Raw genomic sequence first — 16133 nt, 5'->3', positions numbered from 1 at the left:
CGGGCCATGGCCCGGCTTTTTCATGCCTGCTGCGCGCGGTAGTCGCGCGCCGCCGCCAGCAGCCAGTCACGGAAGGCACGCAGCGCAGCGGACTCGGCCTTGCGCTCGGGAATCATCAGGTAATAGGCCTTGTCGCTGCTGTGCAGCACCGCCGGGTGGGCCGGCACCAGGCGCCCCGCGGCCAGCTCGTCCTGGATCAGAAAGGGTGGAATCAGCGCCACGCCCATGCCGTGGGCGGCGGCCTGAGCCAGCATAGAGAACAGCTCGTAGCGCGGCCCGCCCAGGTCGTGCGGCACGCTCAGGCCCTGGCCCGCGAACCACTGGCGCCAGGCATAGGGCCGGGTGCTCTGCTGCAGCAGCGGCAGCTCGGCCAGCTCGCTGGCGGCGAACTGTACCCGCCCACCCAGCAGCTCCGGGCTGCATACCGGCACGGGTTCTTCGGGCATCAGCACATGGGCCTCGGTGCCCGACCACTCGCCGTCGCCGAAGTAGATGGCGGCATCGAAGGCGGTATCGGCGAACAGGAACGGCCGGGTGCGGTTGGTCAGGTGCACCGTCACTTCTGGATGCAGCTGCTGGAAGGCCTTGAGCCGTGGCACCAGCCATTGGGTGGCGAAGGTCGGCACCACCGCCAGCTCGATGGCCACCGCGCCCTGGCGGCCCATGGTGGCCAGGGTGTCGCGCTCCACTGCATCCAGCTGCGCCGCCACCTTGCGGCTGTAGGCCAGGCCCGCTTCGGTCAGCTTCACCCCGCGCCGCGAGCGACGGAACAGCTCGATGCCGAGGAACTCCTCCAGCCCGGCGATCTGCCGGCACACCGCACTCTGGGTCAGTGCCAGCTCGTCGGCGGCCTTGGTGAAGCTCTGGTGGCGGGCGGCCGACTCGAAGGCCACCAGGGCAGCGGTGCTGGGGATCTTGCGGCGCATCTATGCCATGACCTCACTTGCTGAAGATAAAAATGCCTTATCAGGCTATCTCGGAGTGAGTAAATCGCACAACAGCGTGCGAAATCCTCGTTTGCCCAAGGCGCCCGGCGGGCCTAGTCTTTGTCCATCGACCGGCCAGGCCCACAGGCGCCGCCGGCCTTCACTGCCCGCTTCGAGGACTCCACCATGGCCGCCAAGGCAAGCTTCAACTGGATCGACCCGCTCCTGCTGGATCAGCAACTGACCGAAGAAGAACGCATGGTGCGCGACAGCGCCGAGCAGTTCGCCGCCGACAAGCTGGCCCCGCGCGTGCTGGAAGCCTTCCGCCATGAGCAGACCGACCCGAAGATCTTCCGCGAGATGGGCGAAACCGGCCTGCTCGGCGCGACCATTCCCGAAGTCTACGGCGGCAGCGGCCTGAACTACGTGTGCTACGGCCTGATCGCCCGCGAAGTGGAGCGCATCGACTCCGGCTACCGTTCGATGATGAGCGTGCAGTCGTCCCTGGTGATGGTGCCGATCTTTGAGTTCGGCAACGAAGCCACCAAGCAGAAATACCTGCCTAAACTGGCGTCCGGCGAATACATCGGCTGCTTCGGCCTGACCGAGCCGAACCACGGCTCCGACCCGGGCTCGATGATCACCCGCGCCAAGAAGGTCGACGGCGGCTACCGCCTGACCGGCGCCAAGATGTGGATCACCAACAGCCCGATCGCCGACGTGTTCGTGGTCTGGGCCAAGGACGATGCCGGCGAGATCCGTGGCTTCGTCCTGGAAAAAGGCTGGCAGGGCCTGAGCACCCCGGCGATCCACGGCAAGGTCGGCCTGCGCGCCTCGATCACCGGCGAGATCGTGATGGACAACGTGTTCTGCCCGGAAGAGAACGCCTTCCCTGACGTACGTGGCCTGCGCGGCCCGTTCACCTGCCTCAACTCCGCCCGCTACGGCATCAGCTGGGGTGCCCTGGGCGCCGCCGAGGCCTGCTGGCACACCGCCCGCCAATACACCCTGGATCGCCAGCAGTTCGGCCGCCCGCTGGCCGCCAACCAGCTGATCCAGAAGAAGCTGGCCGACATGCAGACCGAGATCACCCTGGCCCTGCAAGGCTGCCTGCGCCTGGGGCGGATGAAGGACGAAGGCACCGCCGCGGTGGAAATCACCTCGATCATGAAGCGCAACAGCTGCGGCAAGGCCCTGGACATCGCGCGCATGGCCCGCGACATGCTCGGCGGCAACGGCATCAGCGACGAATTCGGCGTGGCCCGGCACCTGGTCAACCTGGAAGTGGTCAACACCTACGAAGGTACCCATGACGTGCACGCGCTGATCCTCGGCCGCGCGCAGACCGGCATCCAGGCGTTCTTCTGACCCCTGCTCCCCTCTCCGCCGGGAGAGGGGGCTGCCTAACCCATTCGCCTGCCCGTGAGGTTCCCATGCCTGGCGCCCTGTCGCATATCCGTGTCCTTGACCTGTCCCGCGTGCTCGCCGGCCCCTGGGCCGGGCAGATTCTCGCCGACCTCGGCGCCGAGGTGATCAAGGTCGAGCGCCCGGGTACCGGCGACGACACCCGCCACTGGGGCCCGCCCTACATCAAGGACGCCGCCGGCAACGACAGCCGCGAGGCGGCCTACTTCCAGTGCGCCAATCGCAACAAACAGTCGCTGACCCTCGACTTCACCCAGCCCGAGGGCCAGCGCCTGGTGCGTGAACTGGCCGCGCAGTGCGACGTGGTGCTGGAGAACTTCAAGGTCGGCGGCCTCAAGGCCTACGGCCTCGACTATGACTCGCTGAAAGCGGTCAACCCGCGACTGATCTACTGCTCCATCACCGGCTTCGGGCAGAACGGGCCCTACGCCAAGCGGGCAGGTTACGATTTCATGATCCAGGGCCTCGGCGGACTGATGAGCCTGACCGGCAAGCCCGATGGCGAGGAAGGCGCCGGCCCCATGAAGGTCGGCGTGGCCCTCACCGATATCCTCACCGGGCTGTACGCCACGGTCGGCGTGCTGGCCGCGCTGAACGCCCGCGAGCAGAGCGGCCTGGGCCAGTACATCGACGTCGCCCTGCTCGACGTGCAGGTGGCCTGCCTGGCCAACCAGGCGATGAACTACCTGGCCACCGGCAGCGCGCCCAAGCGCCTGGGCAACGCCCACCCGAACATTGTTCCCTATCAGGACTTCCCCACCGCCGATGGCGATTTCATCCTCGCCGTGGGCAACGACGGGCAGTTCCGCAAGTTTTGCGAGGTCGCCGGCCTTCCGGCTTTGGCCGACGACTCGCGCTTTTCCAGCAACAAGGCGCGGGTCGCCCACCGCGCCGAACTGATCCCGCTGCTGCGCCAGGCCACGGTGTTCAAGACCACCGCCGAATGGGTGGCGCTGCTCGAGGAGGCCGGCGTGCCCTGCGGGCCGATCAACGACCTGGCCCAGGTGTTCGCCGATCCGCAGGTGCAGGCCCGCGGCCTGCGGGTGGAGCTGGCCAACGGCCTGGGCAGCGTCACCCCACAGGTGGCCAGCCCGCTGCGCCTGTCCGCCACCCCGGTGGACTACCGCCTGGCGCCGCCGCTGCTCGGCGAGCACAGCGAGGCGATCCTGCAACGCCTGCTCGGCCTGGACAGCGCGGCCATCGCCAGCCTGCGCAGCGCCGGCGTGGTCTAGGTCGCCAGCAGCAACTCGCCAGCAGCCAGACGATCTTCGAGGAACTGCATGTAACGCAGCATGGCGCGCCGCGCCAGGCTGGCATGCTGTTCGAGCAGGGCCTCGGCCAGCGCCAGGCGCAAGCCGCCCAGCTGCTGCATGGCGCCGGCGGACAACTGCTGCGGATAGCTGTCGGCCAGGGGCCCGAGTACATGCACCAGCAGGGCCAGGGCCCGATTGCCGCTGAGTTCGGCAATCGCCCGGTCGAGTTCGCTGCCCGCCACCAGGCAATCCACCGCACCACCACCGCGCAGACGCTCGCACAGCGCCAGCAGGCTAGCCCGCCCGGCGTCATCCAGGCGCGCGGCCGCCAGGCTGGCCGCCGCCAGCAGCAGCGAACGCCACACGCGGAAGCAGGGCTGGCGCGGCATGCCGCTGTGGCGCAGGTAAGCGATGGACAGGCCGATGGTGTAGCTGGGATCCGGCGTCTGCACGATCAGCCCGCCCTGCTGGCCGCGGCGGCTGCGCAGGATCGCATGCAGCTCGAGCACACGTACCGCCTCGCGCAGCACCGCCCGGCTAACCCCGTGCAGCGCCTGCAGCTCGGGCTCGGCGCCGAGGCGCGCACCGGCACGCAGGCCGGCCGCCGCGATACCGCGGGCAATCACCACGGCCAGGCGGTGCGCGCTCTTGTCGTAGAGCTTGCGGATAGCCACCACCGGCACCGCCTCCAGACTGCTGACATCGCTGCTCGGGCCGCGGCACAGGCTGCCGCGCAGGCGTTCGATCAGGCGCCGACTGAAGGCCAGCTGCTCGCGCACGCTTTCCTGGGCGGCATGCCCGTCGCCGGCGACCACCGCCTGCAGCAGGCGCAGCTTGAAGCGCCGGTAGTCGTCGAACACCGCCTGCATCTGCTGCCGGGTCTCGTGGCGCTGCAGGGTACGGCTGTTGATGGTGACGTAGCACAGCGCCTCCAGCAGCAGCGCCAGCGCCGGGTTGTCGGCCACCCGGCAGACGAACTCGCGGATCGCCACGTGCAGCTGCAGTTCGCAGGCGAAGTCGGCATCGGGCGGCGCCTGCAAACGCCGGATCAGCACCCGCGCCGGGGCGATGTCGCCATCCTGCAGGCGCTCGGCGGCCAGTTCGGCGACCTGGCACTCGATCAGCTCGCGGGCCTCATAGACTTCGCCATAGCTGACGTCGGTCAGCTCCAGGTAGGTGGCCAGCGCCAGCACCGCCGCATCGCCGGCCTGCTGTTGCACCACCAGCCCGCCGTTGCTGCCGCGGCGCATGCTGGCCACGCCATGACGCTCCAGCTGACGGATCGCCTCGCGCAGGGTGGCGCGGCTGACGGCATAGCGCTGCAACAGCTGCGCCTCGGTGCCGAACAGCGCCCCCAGCGGCCAGCCGAGGGCGGCAATGTCCTGCTGGATGGCCGCCGCCACCCGCTCGGCCAGCTTGGCCTGGCGGCTGCCGGCCGGGCTCGCCGCCGCCGTTGCGGTAGATTCCGGCCGCGGCGTCCCCGTTGCGACATAAATCGGCATGTTGCCCGCCTGATCCTTGGAGAAGGCTTCACTTTAACCGGTTTTGCCCACCACTGACTCTGCTGTGCCGCACACCCTGGCAGCGCTTATTCGCCGCAGGCCAGCGCGCAGATTCAGCACACTGATAACACCTCGGCGCGATACTAAGCCGGACTGATATCGACCTAAGCTGCCAGCTCCCAAACCACCTTGTGGAGCCTGCCCGTGACTAACAAGAACAACGGCTACCCCTCCAGCCTGTCCGCCTGGACCACCGTGGTGATCCTGATGGTGGCCTACGTGCTGTCCTTCATCGACCGGCAGATCCTCAACCTGCTGGTCGGCCCGATCCGCCGCGACCTGGTCATCAGCGACACCCAGATGAGCCTGCTGATGGGCCTGTCCTTCGCCCTGTTCTACACCGTCTGCGGCATCCCCCTCGGACGCCTGGCCGATACCAGGAGCCGCCGCGGCCTGATCGCCATCGGCGTGCTGTTCTGGAGCGCGGCCACCGCCGCCTGTGGCATGGCCCGCCTGTACTGGCAGTTCCTGCTGTGCCGGATCGGCGTCGGTGTCGGCGAGGCGGCCCTGTCGCCGGCCGCCTATTCGCTGATCGCCGACAGCTTCCCGGCCGAGCGCCGCGCCACCGCCATCAGCGTCTACTCGATGGGGGTGTACCTGGGCTCCGGCCTGGCCTTCCTGCTCGGCGGCCTGGTGATCACCTTCGCCTCGGCCCAGGGCGACCTGCACTTGCCAATAGTCGGCGAAGTACGCCCATGGCAGCTGATCTTCCTGATCCTCGGCGCCGCCGGGGTGCTGTTCAGCCTACTCATGCTGGCCGTGCGCGAACCAACGCGGCGCGGCATCGGCGCCGGGGTGACGGTGCCGCTGAGCGAAGTCGGCCGCTATATCCGCCGCAACCGGCGCACCGTGCTGTGCCACAACTTCGGCTTCGCCGGCCTGTCCCTGGCCGGCTACGGCAGCGGCGCCTGGATTCCCAGCTTCTACATCCGCACCTACGGCTGGGATGCCGGCCAGGTGGGCATCGTCTACGGCAGCCTGGTGGCGCTGTTCGGCTGCATCGGCATCGTCTGCGGCGGGCGCCTGGCCGACTGGCTGGCCCGCCGCGGGCAGACCGACGCCAACCTGCGCGTCGGCCTCTATGCGGCGCTCGGCGCCCTGCCCTGCGTGCTGGCCTTCCCGCTGATGGACAGCGCCGTGGCCGCCAGCGTGCTGATGGCGCCGACCATCTTTTTCCTGAGCATGCCGTTCGGCGTGGCGCCGGCGGCGATCCAGGAGATCATGCCCAACTCGATGCGCGGCCAGGCTTCGGCCATCTACCTGTTCGTGGTCACCCTGTTCGGCCTCGGCCTCGGCCCGACCTGCGTGGCCCTGGTCACCGACTTCGTGTTCGCCGACGACCAGGCGCTGCGCTACTCGCTGCTGATCGTCACCGCCAGCGCGGTGCTGGCCGCCATCGTCCTGCTCTGGGCCGGGCTCAAGCCTTACCGGGCCAGCCGCCAGCTGCTCCAGCAGTGGGCCCCGGAAACCCGCGAAGAAGCCCCCGCGGGGCAGCTGAAAAGCGCCTGACCGCCACCCTCCCTGCCTACTCAAGCCCCGCTCTGCGGGGCTTTTTGCATCAGCCATAACGGCGCTGATGGAGGCGCATTCAGCCCGGTGTTGATGCCTGCGACGATCCAGCCCCGGCAAGGCCTTTCATACTTTCGAGCTACAGGACAAATCCTCCCTTGGTGCGCTTATCCGCCTGTCATCCCCTGCGTAGGGTTCTGCACAGTTCCACCCCCATCCACGGAGAGCCGCATGACAAAAACAACACGGCCCGGAATCTTCCAGCCACACGCCCTCGCCTTTGCAATCGCCCTCGGCAGTGCCGCTCCGGCCTACGCCGTCAACTTCACCATCGGGGAAATCGAGGGTCAGCTCGACTCGTCGCTTTCGATCGGCTCCAGCTGGTCCACCGCCAAGCCGGACAAGGATCTGATCGGCGCCGCCAACGGTGGCACCGGCTACACCCAGACCGGTGACGACGGGCGCCTGAACTTCAAGCGCGGCGAGACCTTCTCGAAGATCTTCAAGGGCATTCACGACCTCGAACTGAAATACGGCGATACCGGCGTATTCATTCGCGGCAAGTACTGGTACGACTTCGAACTGAAGGACGAGAGCCGCCTGTTCAAGGACATCGACGACCACAACCGCAAGGAAGCCGCCCAGGCCTCCGGCGCGCAGATCCTCGACGCCTTCGTCTACCACAACTACCAAATCGCCGAACTGCCGGGCAGCGTACGCCTGGGCAAACAGGTGGTGAGCTGGGGTGAGAGCACCTTCATCGGCAACAGCATCAACTCGATCAACCCGATCGACGCCGCGGCATTCCGCCGTCCGGGTGCCGAGATCAAGGAAGGCCTGATCCCGGTCAACATGTTCTACATGTCGCAGTCGATCACCGATCAGCTGTCGGCCGAAGCCTTCTACCAGCTGGAATGGGATCAGACCGTCGCCGACAACTGCGGCACCTTCTTCTCCAGCGCCGATGTCATCGCCGATGGTTGCGACACCAACTACACCATCCTCGGCCCCAGCTCGATCGCCTCGATCCAAGCTGCCAAGTCGGGCGCCTTCGGCGCGGCAGCCAGCAGTGCTCTGAGCGGCGTGAACATCACCGACGAAGGCCTGATCGTGCCGCGCGGTGGCGACCACGACGCCCGCGACTCCGGCCAGTGGGGTACCGCCCTGCGCTGGCTGGGCGACGAGACCGAGTACGCCGCCTACTTCATGAACTACCACAGCCGCACGCCGAGCGCGGTGTTCACCAATGCCAACGAGGCGGACATCACCGCCGCTCTGACCACCCTGGGCGGCGCGCTGGCCAAACCGATCCTGCTGGGTCGCGGCAGCTATGCCCTGACCTACCCGGAAGATATCCGCCTGTACGGCCTGAGCTTCTCCACCACGCTGCCCACCGGCACCGCTTGGTCGGGTGAGATCAGCTACCGGCCGAACATGCCGCTGAACATCAACGGCACCGACATGACCGCCAAACTGGCCAACACCGTGGTCGCCGGCCTAACCAACGGCGGTTTCGCCGGCGCCCTGGACACCGCCGGCATGGTCAGCAAGGGCTACAACCGCAAGGAAGTGACCCAGGCACAGACCACCCTCACCCACTTCTTCGATCAGGTCATGGGCGCCGAGCGTCTGACCCTGGTCGGTGAAGTCGGCGTGACAGCCATCGGTGGCCTGGAGCACCGCGACGAAGTGGCCTACGGCCGCGACTCGATCTATGGCTCGCCGCACGGCACCGACGTGTCGAACACCGATGCGCTGGCGGACTACGGCACCCACGGCTTCTACACCAACACCTCCTGGGGTTACCGCGCCCGCGCCATCTGGGACTACAACGACGTGTTCGCCGGGGTCAACCTCAAGCCCAACGTCGCCTTCTCCCACGATGTGGACGGCTACGGCCCGGTGTTCAACGAAGGCGCCAAGGCAGCCAGTATTGGCGTGGATGCCGAGTACCTGAACACCTACACCGCCAGCCTCAGCTACACCAACTTCTTCGATGGCGACTACAACACCCTGACCGATCGCGACTTCGTCGCGCTCAGCGTTGGCGTGAACTTCTAATTCCGGCTCCACAGAGAATCAGTCTATGAAAACAACAAGCAAACTGATCACGGCGCTCACCCTGTCCCTGCTCGCCAGCAGCGTGCTGGCGGCGGTGTCGGCGGACGAAGTGGCCAAGCTCGGCAGCAGCCTGACGCCGATCGGCGCGGAAAAGGCCGGCAACGCCGCCGGCACTATCCCGGCCTGGGACGGCGGCTTGCCGACCAACGCCGCGGCGGTCGACGCCAACGGCTTCCTCGGCGACCCGTTCCCCAACGAGCAGCCACAGTTCACCATCACCGCGCAGAACCTCGACCAGTACAAGGACAAGCTGTCCGAGGGCCAGATCGCGCTGTTCAAGCGCTATCCGGAAACCTACAAGATGCCGGTGTTCGTCACCCATCGTACGGCCAACCTGCCGCCGGACATCGAGGCGCGGATCAAGGTCAGCGCGGCCAAGACCACGCTGATGGAAGGTGGCAACGGCCTGAAGGACTTCACCGACAGCCGCTACTACGCCTTCCCGATCCCGCAGAACGGCCTGGAAGTGGTGTGGAACCACATCACCCGCTACCGCGGCGGCAACATCCGTCGTCAGTACATCCAGGCTTCGCCGCAGACCAACGGCACCTACAGCGCGGTCAACTTCCAGGACGAAGTGTCCTTCCCGGATGGCATGAGCGACATCGCCCCGGCCAAGGCAGCCAACGCCCTGCTGTTCTTCAAGCAGCGCGTCACTGCCCCGTCGCGCCTGGCCGGTAACGTGCTGCTGGTGCACGACTCGCTGGATCAGATCGCCGAGCCGCGCATGGCGTGGATCTACAACGCCGGTCAGCGCCGCGTGCGCCGCGCCCCGCAGGTGGCCTACGACGGCCCGGGTACCGCCGCCGACGGTCTGCGCACCTCGGACAACTTCGACATGTTCAACGGCGCGCCGGATCGCTACGACTGGAAGCTGGTGGGCAAGAAGGAGCTGTACATCCCCTACAACAACTACCGCATCGCCTCGCCGAGCGTGAAGTACAGCGACATCCTCAAGGCCGGCCATACCAACCAGGATCTGGCGCGCTACGAGCTGCACCGGGTGTGGGTGGTGGAAGCCACGCTGAAGGCCGGCGAGCGCAACATCTACGCCAAGCGCCGCTTCTATGTCGACGAGGACTCCTGGACCATCACCCTCTCCGACCTCTACGACGGCCGTGGCCAGCTGTGGCGCGTGGGTGAGGCGAAGATGATGCCGTACTACTCGCGCAAGGTGCCGGCCTATGCCTTCGAAGGGCTGTACGACATCATCGCCGGGCGCTACATCACCGTCGGCATGAGCAACGAAGAGAAGAGCTTCGTGCAGTTCGACATCAAGAGCTCGATGGCCGACTTCACCCCGGCAGCCCTGCGCAACGCCGGCGTCCGCTAGACCGCCACACAACGCTGCTCCTAACTTGAGGCGACCCTTGCGGTCGCCTTTTTTATCGCCACACGGCAGCATTATTGATGCGGCAATTAGTGCACTATTCAGCCGATAGTGCCGACTGCAGAACCCCGTATGATCAATTGAGTCCCCATCGACCGTACAAACACAAGAACAGCGTCGAGGCCAGCACATGCATGACAATGTCCGCGCCCTGCCCATGGCCGCGCGCCACCGCCCCCAGGACAGCGCCCTGCCGCGCCTGCCGGTCGGCCACATCACCCGCCAGCGTCTGAGCCAGCGTCTGCTCGCCAGCGACGCCCGTCTGACCCTGATCAGCGCCGCCGCCGGTTTCGGCAAGAGCGTGCTGCTCAACGAATGCGCCCGCCAGGCCGCCAACAACACCCGCCTGGTCTGGCTCGACCTGCTCGGCCACCCGCTGAGCCCCGCGGAGCTGCTCGCCCGGGTCGCCGCCGCCCTGCAGATGAGCCCCGGCGAAGGCGACCCCTGTGCCGAACTGAGCCAATTGCTCGGCCGGGTCGAACAGCCGCTGTGGATCATCCTCGACGACTACCCGCGGCAGCCCTGCGCCGAGCTGGACGCCTGCCTCGACCACCTGCTGGAACGCGCACCGCATACCCTGCGCTGGTGGATCAGCGGGCGCCGCCGGCCAGCCTGGAACCTGCCGCGCCTGCTGTTGCAGGGCGACCTGCTGGAGCTCGACGCGCAGAGCCTGGCCCTGGACAACGACGAACTGCAGCGTCTGCTCCGCCAGCGCCAGCTGCAGCTGCCCGACGAACTGCTGGAGCAACTGCTGGAACACAGCGAAGGCTGGCTGGCCGGCATCTGCCTGCTGCTGATCGACGGCGACGCGCACAACCTGACCCAGCGCCTCAACGCCGGCACCCCGCTACTGCTCGACTATCTACAACGCGAAGTGCTCAGCGAGCTGCCCGAGCCCCTGCTGCACGCCCTGCGCATCCTCGCCCACATGCCGCGCTTCTGCACCGCGCTGTGCGAACACCTGCTGGAAGACGAAAGCGGCCCCGCAGTGCTCGAGCAGCTGCGCCAGCGCCAGCTGTTCCTGCGCAGCCTGGACGGTTGCGGCAAGTGGTTCCGCCTGTGGCGCCCGCTGGCGACCATGCTCAAGCAGCTGCCCGGCAGCCTGACGCCACACCAGGCCCACGTGCATGCCTGCCAGTGGTTTGCCCAGCGCGGCGAAGTGCGCGAGGCGGTGGAACACGCACTGTGGGCCGAGCAGCCGGAAGTGGCGGCCAACTACCTGCAGCGCTACGGCCAGGATCAGCTGCTGATCGGCCATAGCGTCGCCCAGTTCCTGCACTGGCGCGACGAGCTGCCGGCCAGCCTGTTCGCCAGCACCCCGCGGCTGATCATGCTGCACGCCTGGGCCCTGATCATCTGCGCGCGCCTGGACGAGGCCGACCTGTGCATCGCCGGGCTCAGCCGTTTCCTGCCGCAACCCGACGCCCGCCGCCAGCAGCAGTTGATCGCCCAGTACCAGGCGGTACTCGGCGTGCTGCAGCGCCAGCGCGGCCTGCGCAGCGCCGGCCAGCACTGCCTGGAAGCGCTGGCAGTGCTCAACGAATCCGGCTGGGCGCAACGCATCCTCTGCCACCAGGCCCTGGCCCAGCAGGCCATGATCGAAGGCGACCTGGACAATGCCCAGCAGCACAACCGCGAGGGCCTGCGCCTGGCGCGCCAGCGCGGCAACCGCCTGTTCGAGGCGCTGCTGAGCGTCGACCGCAGCCACTTCCTGGCCATGCTCGGCGAGCCGGGGCGGGCCCTGGAGCAGGCCGAGCAGGCCATCCAGGAACTGCGCAGCGCCGACCTGCGCGGGCCCATGCTGGCCCGCCTGCTGTTGCTGCGCGGCAGCCTGCTGGCGTCCCAGGGCGCCACCCTGGAAGCCGACGAAGTCCTGCAAGCCGGTCTCGCCGAGGCAGAGAAGTGCGAGGACGCCTACCTGCTGTTCGGCTACCAGGGCCTGGCCGAGCTGGCCGCCCTGCGCGGCCAGTTCGAGCGCTCCCAGCAATTGCTGCGCAAGGCCGAACGGCAGATGCAGTGGCTGCAGGTACCGGAAGTGCGCTACCGCGAGGTGCTGCTGCTGAGCCAGGGCCATCTGTGGCTGCAGCAGGGCGAACTGGACAACGCCCTGGCCTGCTTCCAGGCAGTGTGCCAGCGCATGCTCAACGAACGCCTGCTGGCCCCGTCCGGCTTCTATGACCTGCAGCTGCGTGCCCGCCACCTGAACGCCCACACCCGCCTGCTGCTCGGCCAGCAGGCCGCCGCCAGCGCCGAGCTGCGCAGCCTGCAGGCGGAATTCCAGCACTCCGGCCATCGCCGCCTGGCTGCCGAATGCAGCCTGAGCCTGGCCGAGGCGCAGTTCCTCGGCGAGCAGCGCGAGGCCGACGACAGCCTGCGCCAGGCCGTCGCCGAAGCCGAGCGCCTGACCCTGCGCCGTCCGCTGCAGAGTCTCTACCAACGCCGCCGCGAGTGGCTGGAGCGGGTGCTGCCGGCAGCCACCTGGCAGCACTTCCTGCTGCCCACGGAAACCCCGCCGAACCTGGCACTGGAGCCGCGCGAATCGCTGCTGAGCAAGCGCGAGCTGGCGGTGCTGGAGCTGATCGCCCAGGGCTGCTCGAACCTGCAGATCGCCGAGCAGCTGTACATCTCCCTGCACACGGTGAAGACCCACGCACGGCGGATCAACGTCAAGCTCGGCGTGGAACGGCGCACCCAAGCGGTGGCCCGGGCCAAGGCCGAGGGCTGGATCGGCTGAGCCTCAGGCGGCAGCCGGCAGCGCACTGCGCGCCGCCAGCTGCTGGTGGCGCCACACGGACAACGCCACCCCGCCGAGCAGCAGGGCGATGGCCAGCAGCTCCAGGGCGCTCGGCAGACGCTGCAGGTAGATGAAGCCGTAGACCAGGGCGAACAGCGTTTCGAATACCACCATCTGGCCGCTCAGGGTCAGTGGCAGGCGCTGTGCGCAGGCATTCCACAAGGCGTAGCCGAGCCAGGAGGCGACCACCGCCAGCCCCGCGTTGATCAGCCAGAAGCTCTGCCAGCGCTCGGCGCTCAGCGGCGGTTGCAGGCTGTCGAAGCCCAGCAGCCAGGCGCCCAGCCAGATCAGCGCGGCCAGCAAGCCGGTGGCCAGGCCCAGCAGCAGCGACCACTCGTTGCTGCCGAAGCGCTGCTGGCGCTTCATACAGCGCGCATTGTCGGTGACGAAGAAACTCCAGCTGGCCAGCGCCAGCGCCGCGCAGCCGAGGCCGAGCAGCTGGTCGAGCAGCGACTGCTGCCGCGCGGCGGCGCCAGCCAGGGTCTCCAGGTTGATGCACAGGATGCCCGCCAGGATCGCCAGCAGCGGCCCGACCAGCTGGCGCAGCGGCGGCGCATCGTGCTCATGGCGGCCAAGCAGGGTCACGGTCAGCGGCAGCACGCCGATAATCAGCGAGGTCGGCGCCACGCCCACCCGCTGGATGGCCTCGGCGAGCAGCACGAAGTACAGCAGGTTACCAGTCAGGGCCAGGCGCAGCAGGGTCGGCACATCGCTCCAGCGCAGCTTGCCCAGCAGCTCGCGAGCTATCGGCAGGGTCGCCAGCAGGGCGACCAGGCCATACATCAGGAAGCGCCCGCAGCTCAGCAGCAGGGGCGGAAAATCGCCCAGCAGCAGCGGCGCAAGAAATACCAGACCCCAGACCGCGCCGGCCAGGCCACCGAACATCACACCTTGTTTCATACTCATAGCTGTTCCCATAGGCTCGCCGGCAGAAGGCGAACTCAGGGCTCAGGCTATGGGGCCCTGACACTCTCGACAAACGAATAGCGGGCACTCAGTCATTCCATATAGGAATGTCTCTGTTAGGCTTTGCCAGTCTTCTTCCCCACGGAGCGCCATCCATGAGCCGGCTCAGCAAGCAGCTCCCACCCCTGGAAACCCTGCTGTTCTTCGAGGCGGTGGTGCGCAACGGCAGCTTCACCCGTGCCGCCAGCGAGCTGTACCTGACCCAGGGCGCGGTGAGCAAACAGATCAAGGCCCTGGAGCAGAGCCTCGGCGTGCCGCTGTTCGAGCGCCAGGCCCGCGGCATCAGCCTGAACGCCGCCGGCACGGCACTGTATGCCGAGGTCGGCCCCCTGCTGCAGCGTTTGCAGGCCACCGTCAGCGCCATCCGCACCGAACACAGCCAGCAGGCGGTGAGCATCACCTGCACCCAGTCGGTGGCGCACTACTGGCTGTTCCCGCGGATCGTCGCGTTCAACCGCCTGCACCCGCAGATCACCATCAACATCCAGTCGACCAACGACGTCAACGAGAGCAGCTGCGCGCGCTGCGACCTCGGCATCCTGTATGGCGACGGCGCCTGGAGCACCCTGCACGGCGAGCCGCTGTACCCGGAGGTGGTGTTCCCGATCTGCCACGCCAGCCTGGATATCGGCCCCGTGGAGACCCTCGAGCAGCTGCAGGCGCTGCCGCTGATCCAGCTCGACTCCTCGGCCTGGGACTGCATGGACTGGCGCGACTGGTTCCGCCACTTCGGCGTCGACTACCGGCCGCCGCGCTCGGCACTGACCTTCAACCAGAACACCCTGGCGTTCAACGCCGTGTTGCAGGGCATGGGCGTCGGCCTGGGCTGGGACTTCATGGCCCACGACCTGCTGGCGGCCGGCACCCTGCGCCAGGTCGGGCCATTGCGCCTGCACAGCGGGCGCCACGACTACCTGGTGCACGCCCGCCACCGCAAGTTGTCGCCGTCGGCGCAGACCTTCTACCAGTGGCTGCTGACCCAGGCCGGGCCCTCGACTGCCGGGCACACAGCGGCTGCGCCGCAAGCGGCCCCCGCGCCCCAGAAAAGCAAACGTGACGCCTCCTAACCATTCAGTCAACTTTTAGACCAGAGTGGACAAAATAGTCCAAAAGGTAGCTGGCAGACGGCCACTTTTACGGCACACTGGCGCCGCCGGATCGCGTCTTTTTCCGCCTGTAGGCGGCGAAAAACGGCGATTTCGGCCTCAGTAACTGGCTGATTGCCAGTACGCAGCGCTTCAAGCAGCATGCGCCCCGCTCGTGGGGGGAAAGAACAAGAATCCACTGAGCTGGGTAGCACGGTTGCCGTATCGACAGAAGGAGGCGTCGATACCCGTCATGGCAGGGGAAAGCCCGGTTTGAGGAGTCAAAGAATGCCCGCAAGGGTTGTATTGGTTGATGACCACGAGTTGGTCAGGGCCGGAATTCGCTCGCTGCTGGTGGAAGCCGGCTATCAGGTGGTTGCCGAGGGCAACGATGGGGATCAGGTGATCGCCCTGCTCGAAGTGCACAGCCCGGATGTACTGCTGCTGGATCTGACCATGCGCCGCTGCTCGGGCCTGGAGGCGCTGACCCGGGTGCGCTCGCGCTGGAGCGAGCTGCCGGTGATCCTGCTGTCCATGCACGACACCCGCGACTACGTGATCAAGGCCATGCAGATGGGTGCCTCCGGCTACCTGCTGAAAGACGCCGCGGTGATCGAACTGCAGCTGGCCCTGCAGGCCGTGCTCAGCGGCCACCGCTACCTCAGCCCGCGGGTGGCCGGTCAGGTGATCGATGCCGCCGCCGGGCACAGCGTGGAAGCGCCCCTCGAGCTGCTCACCAACCGCCAGCAGGAAGTGCTCTATTGGCTGGCCAAGGGCAAGAGCAACAAGGAAATTGCCTTCATCCTCAACCTCAGCGTGAAGACCGTGGACACCCACCGTGCGCAAATCATGGATCGCCTGGGCATCCGCGACCTGGCCAGCCTGGTGCTGTATGCCCTGCGCCGCGGCATCATCAAGCTCGATGAGTGAACCCCGCCTGAAAACGGCTCGGTAAAACTACCTAGCCGCTCCGCAAAACGCTGATAAGCGCCTGCGCGCCGTTTGCATAAGCTGCATGTACTGGAAGGCCCAGTGGCATTTTGCCACTGATCGGCCTGGCCGGCTGTCGCCGACGAAAACCCGACGAACTGCCCTGGCTTTA

General features: G+C 67.3%; 11 protein-coding genes. 8 read left to right on the top strand and 3 right to left on the bottom strand.

Annotated elements, in window-relative coordinates; all coding sequences use genetic code 11:
* Positions 1 to 20: 20 nt before the first annotated feature.
* Complete coding sequence (locus A9179_RS00965) at positions 21 to 926, bottom strand: LysR family transcriptional regulator (RefSeq protein ID WP_187803996.1); 906 nt, start codon at positions 924 to 926, stop codon at positions 21 to 23.
* 186 nt (positions 927 to 1112) lie between these two features.
* Between A9179_RS00965 and A9179_RS00960 the strand changes: the two genes are divergently transcribed.
* Positions 1113 to 2294: an acyl-CoA dehydrogenase gene (locus A9179_RS00960; RefSeq protein WP_187803995.1), complete on the top strand. Its 1182-nt coding sequence runs from the start codon at positions 1113 to 1115 to the stop codon at positions 2292 to 2294.
* A gap of 65 nt (positions 2295 to 2359) precedes the next feature.
* Positions 2360 to 3583, top strand: coding sequence for a CaiB/BaiF CoA transferase family protein (locus A9179_RS00955; protein ID WP_187803994.1), 1224 nt, complete (start codon positions 2360 to 2362; stop codon positions 3581 to 3583).
* Here A9179_RS00955 and A9179_RS00950 read toward each other — a convergent pair.
* Positions 3580 to 5106 carry a GntR family transcriptional regulator gene (locus A9179_RS00950; RefSeq protein WP_187803993.1) on the bottom strand — a complete coding sequence of 509 codons (1527 nt, stop codon included), beginning with the start codon at positions 5104 to 5106 and terminating at the stop codon, positions 3580 to 3582. The genes A9179_RS00955 and A9179_RS00950 overlap by 4 nt on opposite strands.
* Before the next feature lie 204 nt (positions 5107 to 5310).
* On the opposite strand from A9179_RS00950, the gene A9179_RS00945 reads away from it, so the two are divergent.
* From A9179_RS00945 to A9179_RS00930, 4 genes are all read left to right on the top strand, one after another.
* A complete protein-coding gene (locus A9179_RS00945; protein ID WP_187803992.1) occupies positions 5311 to 6675 on the top strand; it encodes a spinster family MFS transporter in 1365 nt (454 codons plus the stop codon).
* Between the two features lie 231 nt (positions 6676 to 6906).
* Positions 6907 to 8736: a DUF1302 domain-containing protein gene (locus A9179_RS00940; RefSeq protein ID WP_187803991.1), complete on the top strand. Its 1830-nt coding sequence runs from the start codon at positions 6907 to 6909 to the stop codon at positions 8734 to 8736.
* A gap of 25 nt (positions 8737 to 8761) precedes the next feature.
* On the top strand, positions 8762 to 10129 hold the full coding sequence (locus tag A9179_RS00935; protein ID WP_187803990.1) for a DUF1329 domain-containing protein: 1368 nt from the start codon (positions 8762 to 8764) through the stop codon (positions 10127 to 10129).
* Positions 10130 to 10316: 187 nt separating this feature from the next.
* A complete protein-coding gene (locus A9179_RS00930; RefSeq protein ID WP_187803989.1) occupies positions 10317 to 12920 on the top strand; it encodes a LuxR C-terminal-related transcriptional regulator in 2604 nt (867 codons plus the stop codon).
* Between the two features lie 3 nt (positions 12921 to 12923).
* Here the strand turns inward: A9179_RS00930 and A9179_RS00925 are convergent, their stop codons facing one another.
* Positions 12924 to 13886, bottom strand: coding sequence for a DMT family transporter (locus tag A9179_RS00925; protein WP_316851805.1), 963 nt, complete (start codon positions 13884 to 13886; stop codon positions 12924 to 12926).
* Between the two features lie 155 nt (positions 13887 to 14041).
* Between A9179_RS00925 and A9179_RS00920 the strand changes: the two genes are divergently transcribed.
* Positions 14042 to 15013 carry a LysR substrate-binding domain-containing protein gene (locus A9179_RS00920; RefSeq protein ID WP_187803988.1) on the top strand — a complete coding sequence of 324 codons (972 nt, stop codon included), beginning with the start codon at positions 14042 to 14044 and terminating at the stop codon, positions 15011 to 15013.
* Positions 15014 to 15319: 306 nt separating this feature from the next.
* A complete protein-coding gene (locus A9179_RS00915) occupies positions 15320 to 15961 on the top strand; it encodes a response regulator (protein ID WP_187803987.1) in 642 nt (213 codons plus the stop codon).
* Positions 15962 to 16133: the final 172 nt, after the last annotated feature.

Origin of the sequence: Pseudomonas alcaligenes, assembly GCF_014490745.1 — a bacterium.
Lineage (GTDB): Bacteria > Pseudomonadota > Gammaproteobacteria > Pseudomonadales > Pseudomonadaceae > Aquipseudomonas > Aquipseudomonas alcaligenes_C.
Note: the sequence above shows the minus strand (reverse complement) of the source record. Positions and strands in the feature narration are given on the sequence as shown.

Bases quoted from the DNA above. Each gene is read 5' to 3' on its own strand.
- A9179_RS00965 (WP_187803996.1), bottom strand. From the start codon at position 926: ATGCGCCGCAAGATCCCCAGCACCGCTGCCCTGGTGGCCTTCGAGTCG.
- A9179_RS00925 (WP_316851805.1), bottom strand. From the start codon at position 13,886: ATGAGTATGAAACAAGGTGTGATGTTCGGTGGCCTGGCCGGCGCGGTC.
- A9179_RS00940 (WP_187803991.1), top strand. From the start codon at position 6,907: ATGACAAAAACAACACGGCCCGGAATCTTCCAGCCACACGCCCTCGCC.
- A9179_RS00920 (WP_187803988.1), top strand. From the start codon at position 14,042: ATGAGCCGGCTCAGCAAGCAGCTCCCACCCCTGGAAACCCTGCTGTTC.
- A9179_RS00915 (WP_187803987.1), top strand. From the start codon at position 15,320: ATGCCCGCAAGGGTTGTATTGGTTGATGACCACGAGTTGGTCAGGGCC.
- A9179_RS00955 (WP_187803994.1), top strand. From the start codon at position 2,360: ATGCCTGGCGCCCTGTCGCATATCCGTGTCCTTGACCTGTCCCGCGTG.
- A9179_RS00950 (WP_187803993.1), bottom strand. From the start codon at position 5,106: ATGCCGATTTATGTCGCAACGGGGACGCCGCGGCCGGAATCTACCGCA.
- A9179_RS00960 (WP_187803995.1), top strand. From the start codon at position 1,113: ATGGCCGCCAAGGCAAGCTTCAACTGGATCGACCCGCTCCTGCTGGAT.
- A9179_RS00935 (WP_187803990.1), top strand. From the start codon at position 8,762: ATGAAAACAACAAGCAAACTGATCACGGCGCTCACCCTGTCCCTGCTC.
- A9179_RS00930 (WP_187803989.1), top strand. From the start codon at position 10,317: ATGCATGACAATGTCCGCGCCCTGCCCATGGCCGCGCGCCACCGCCCC.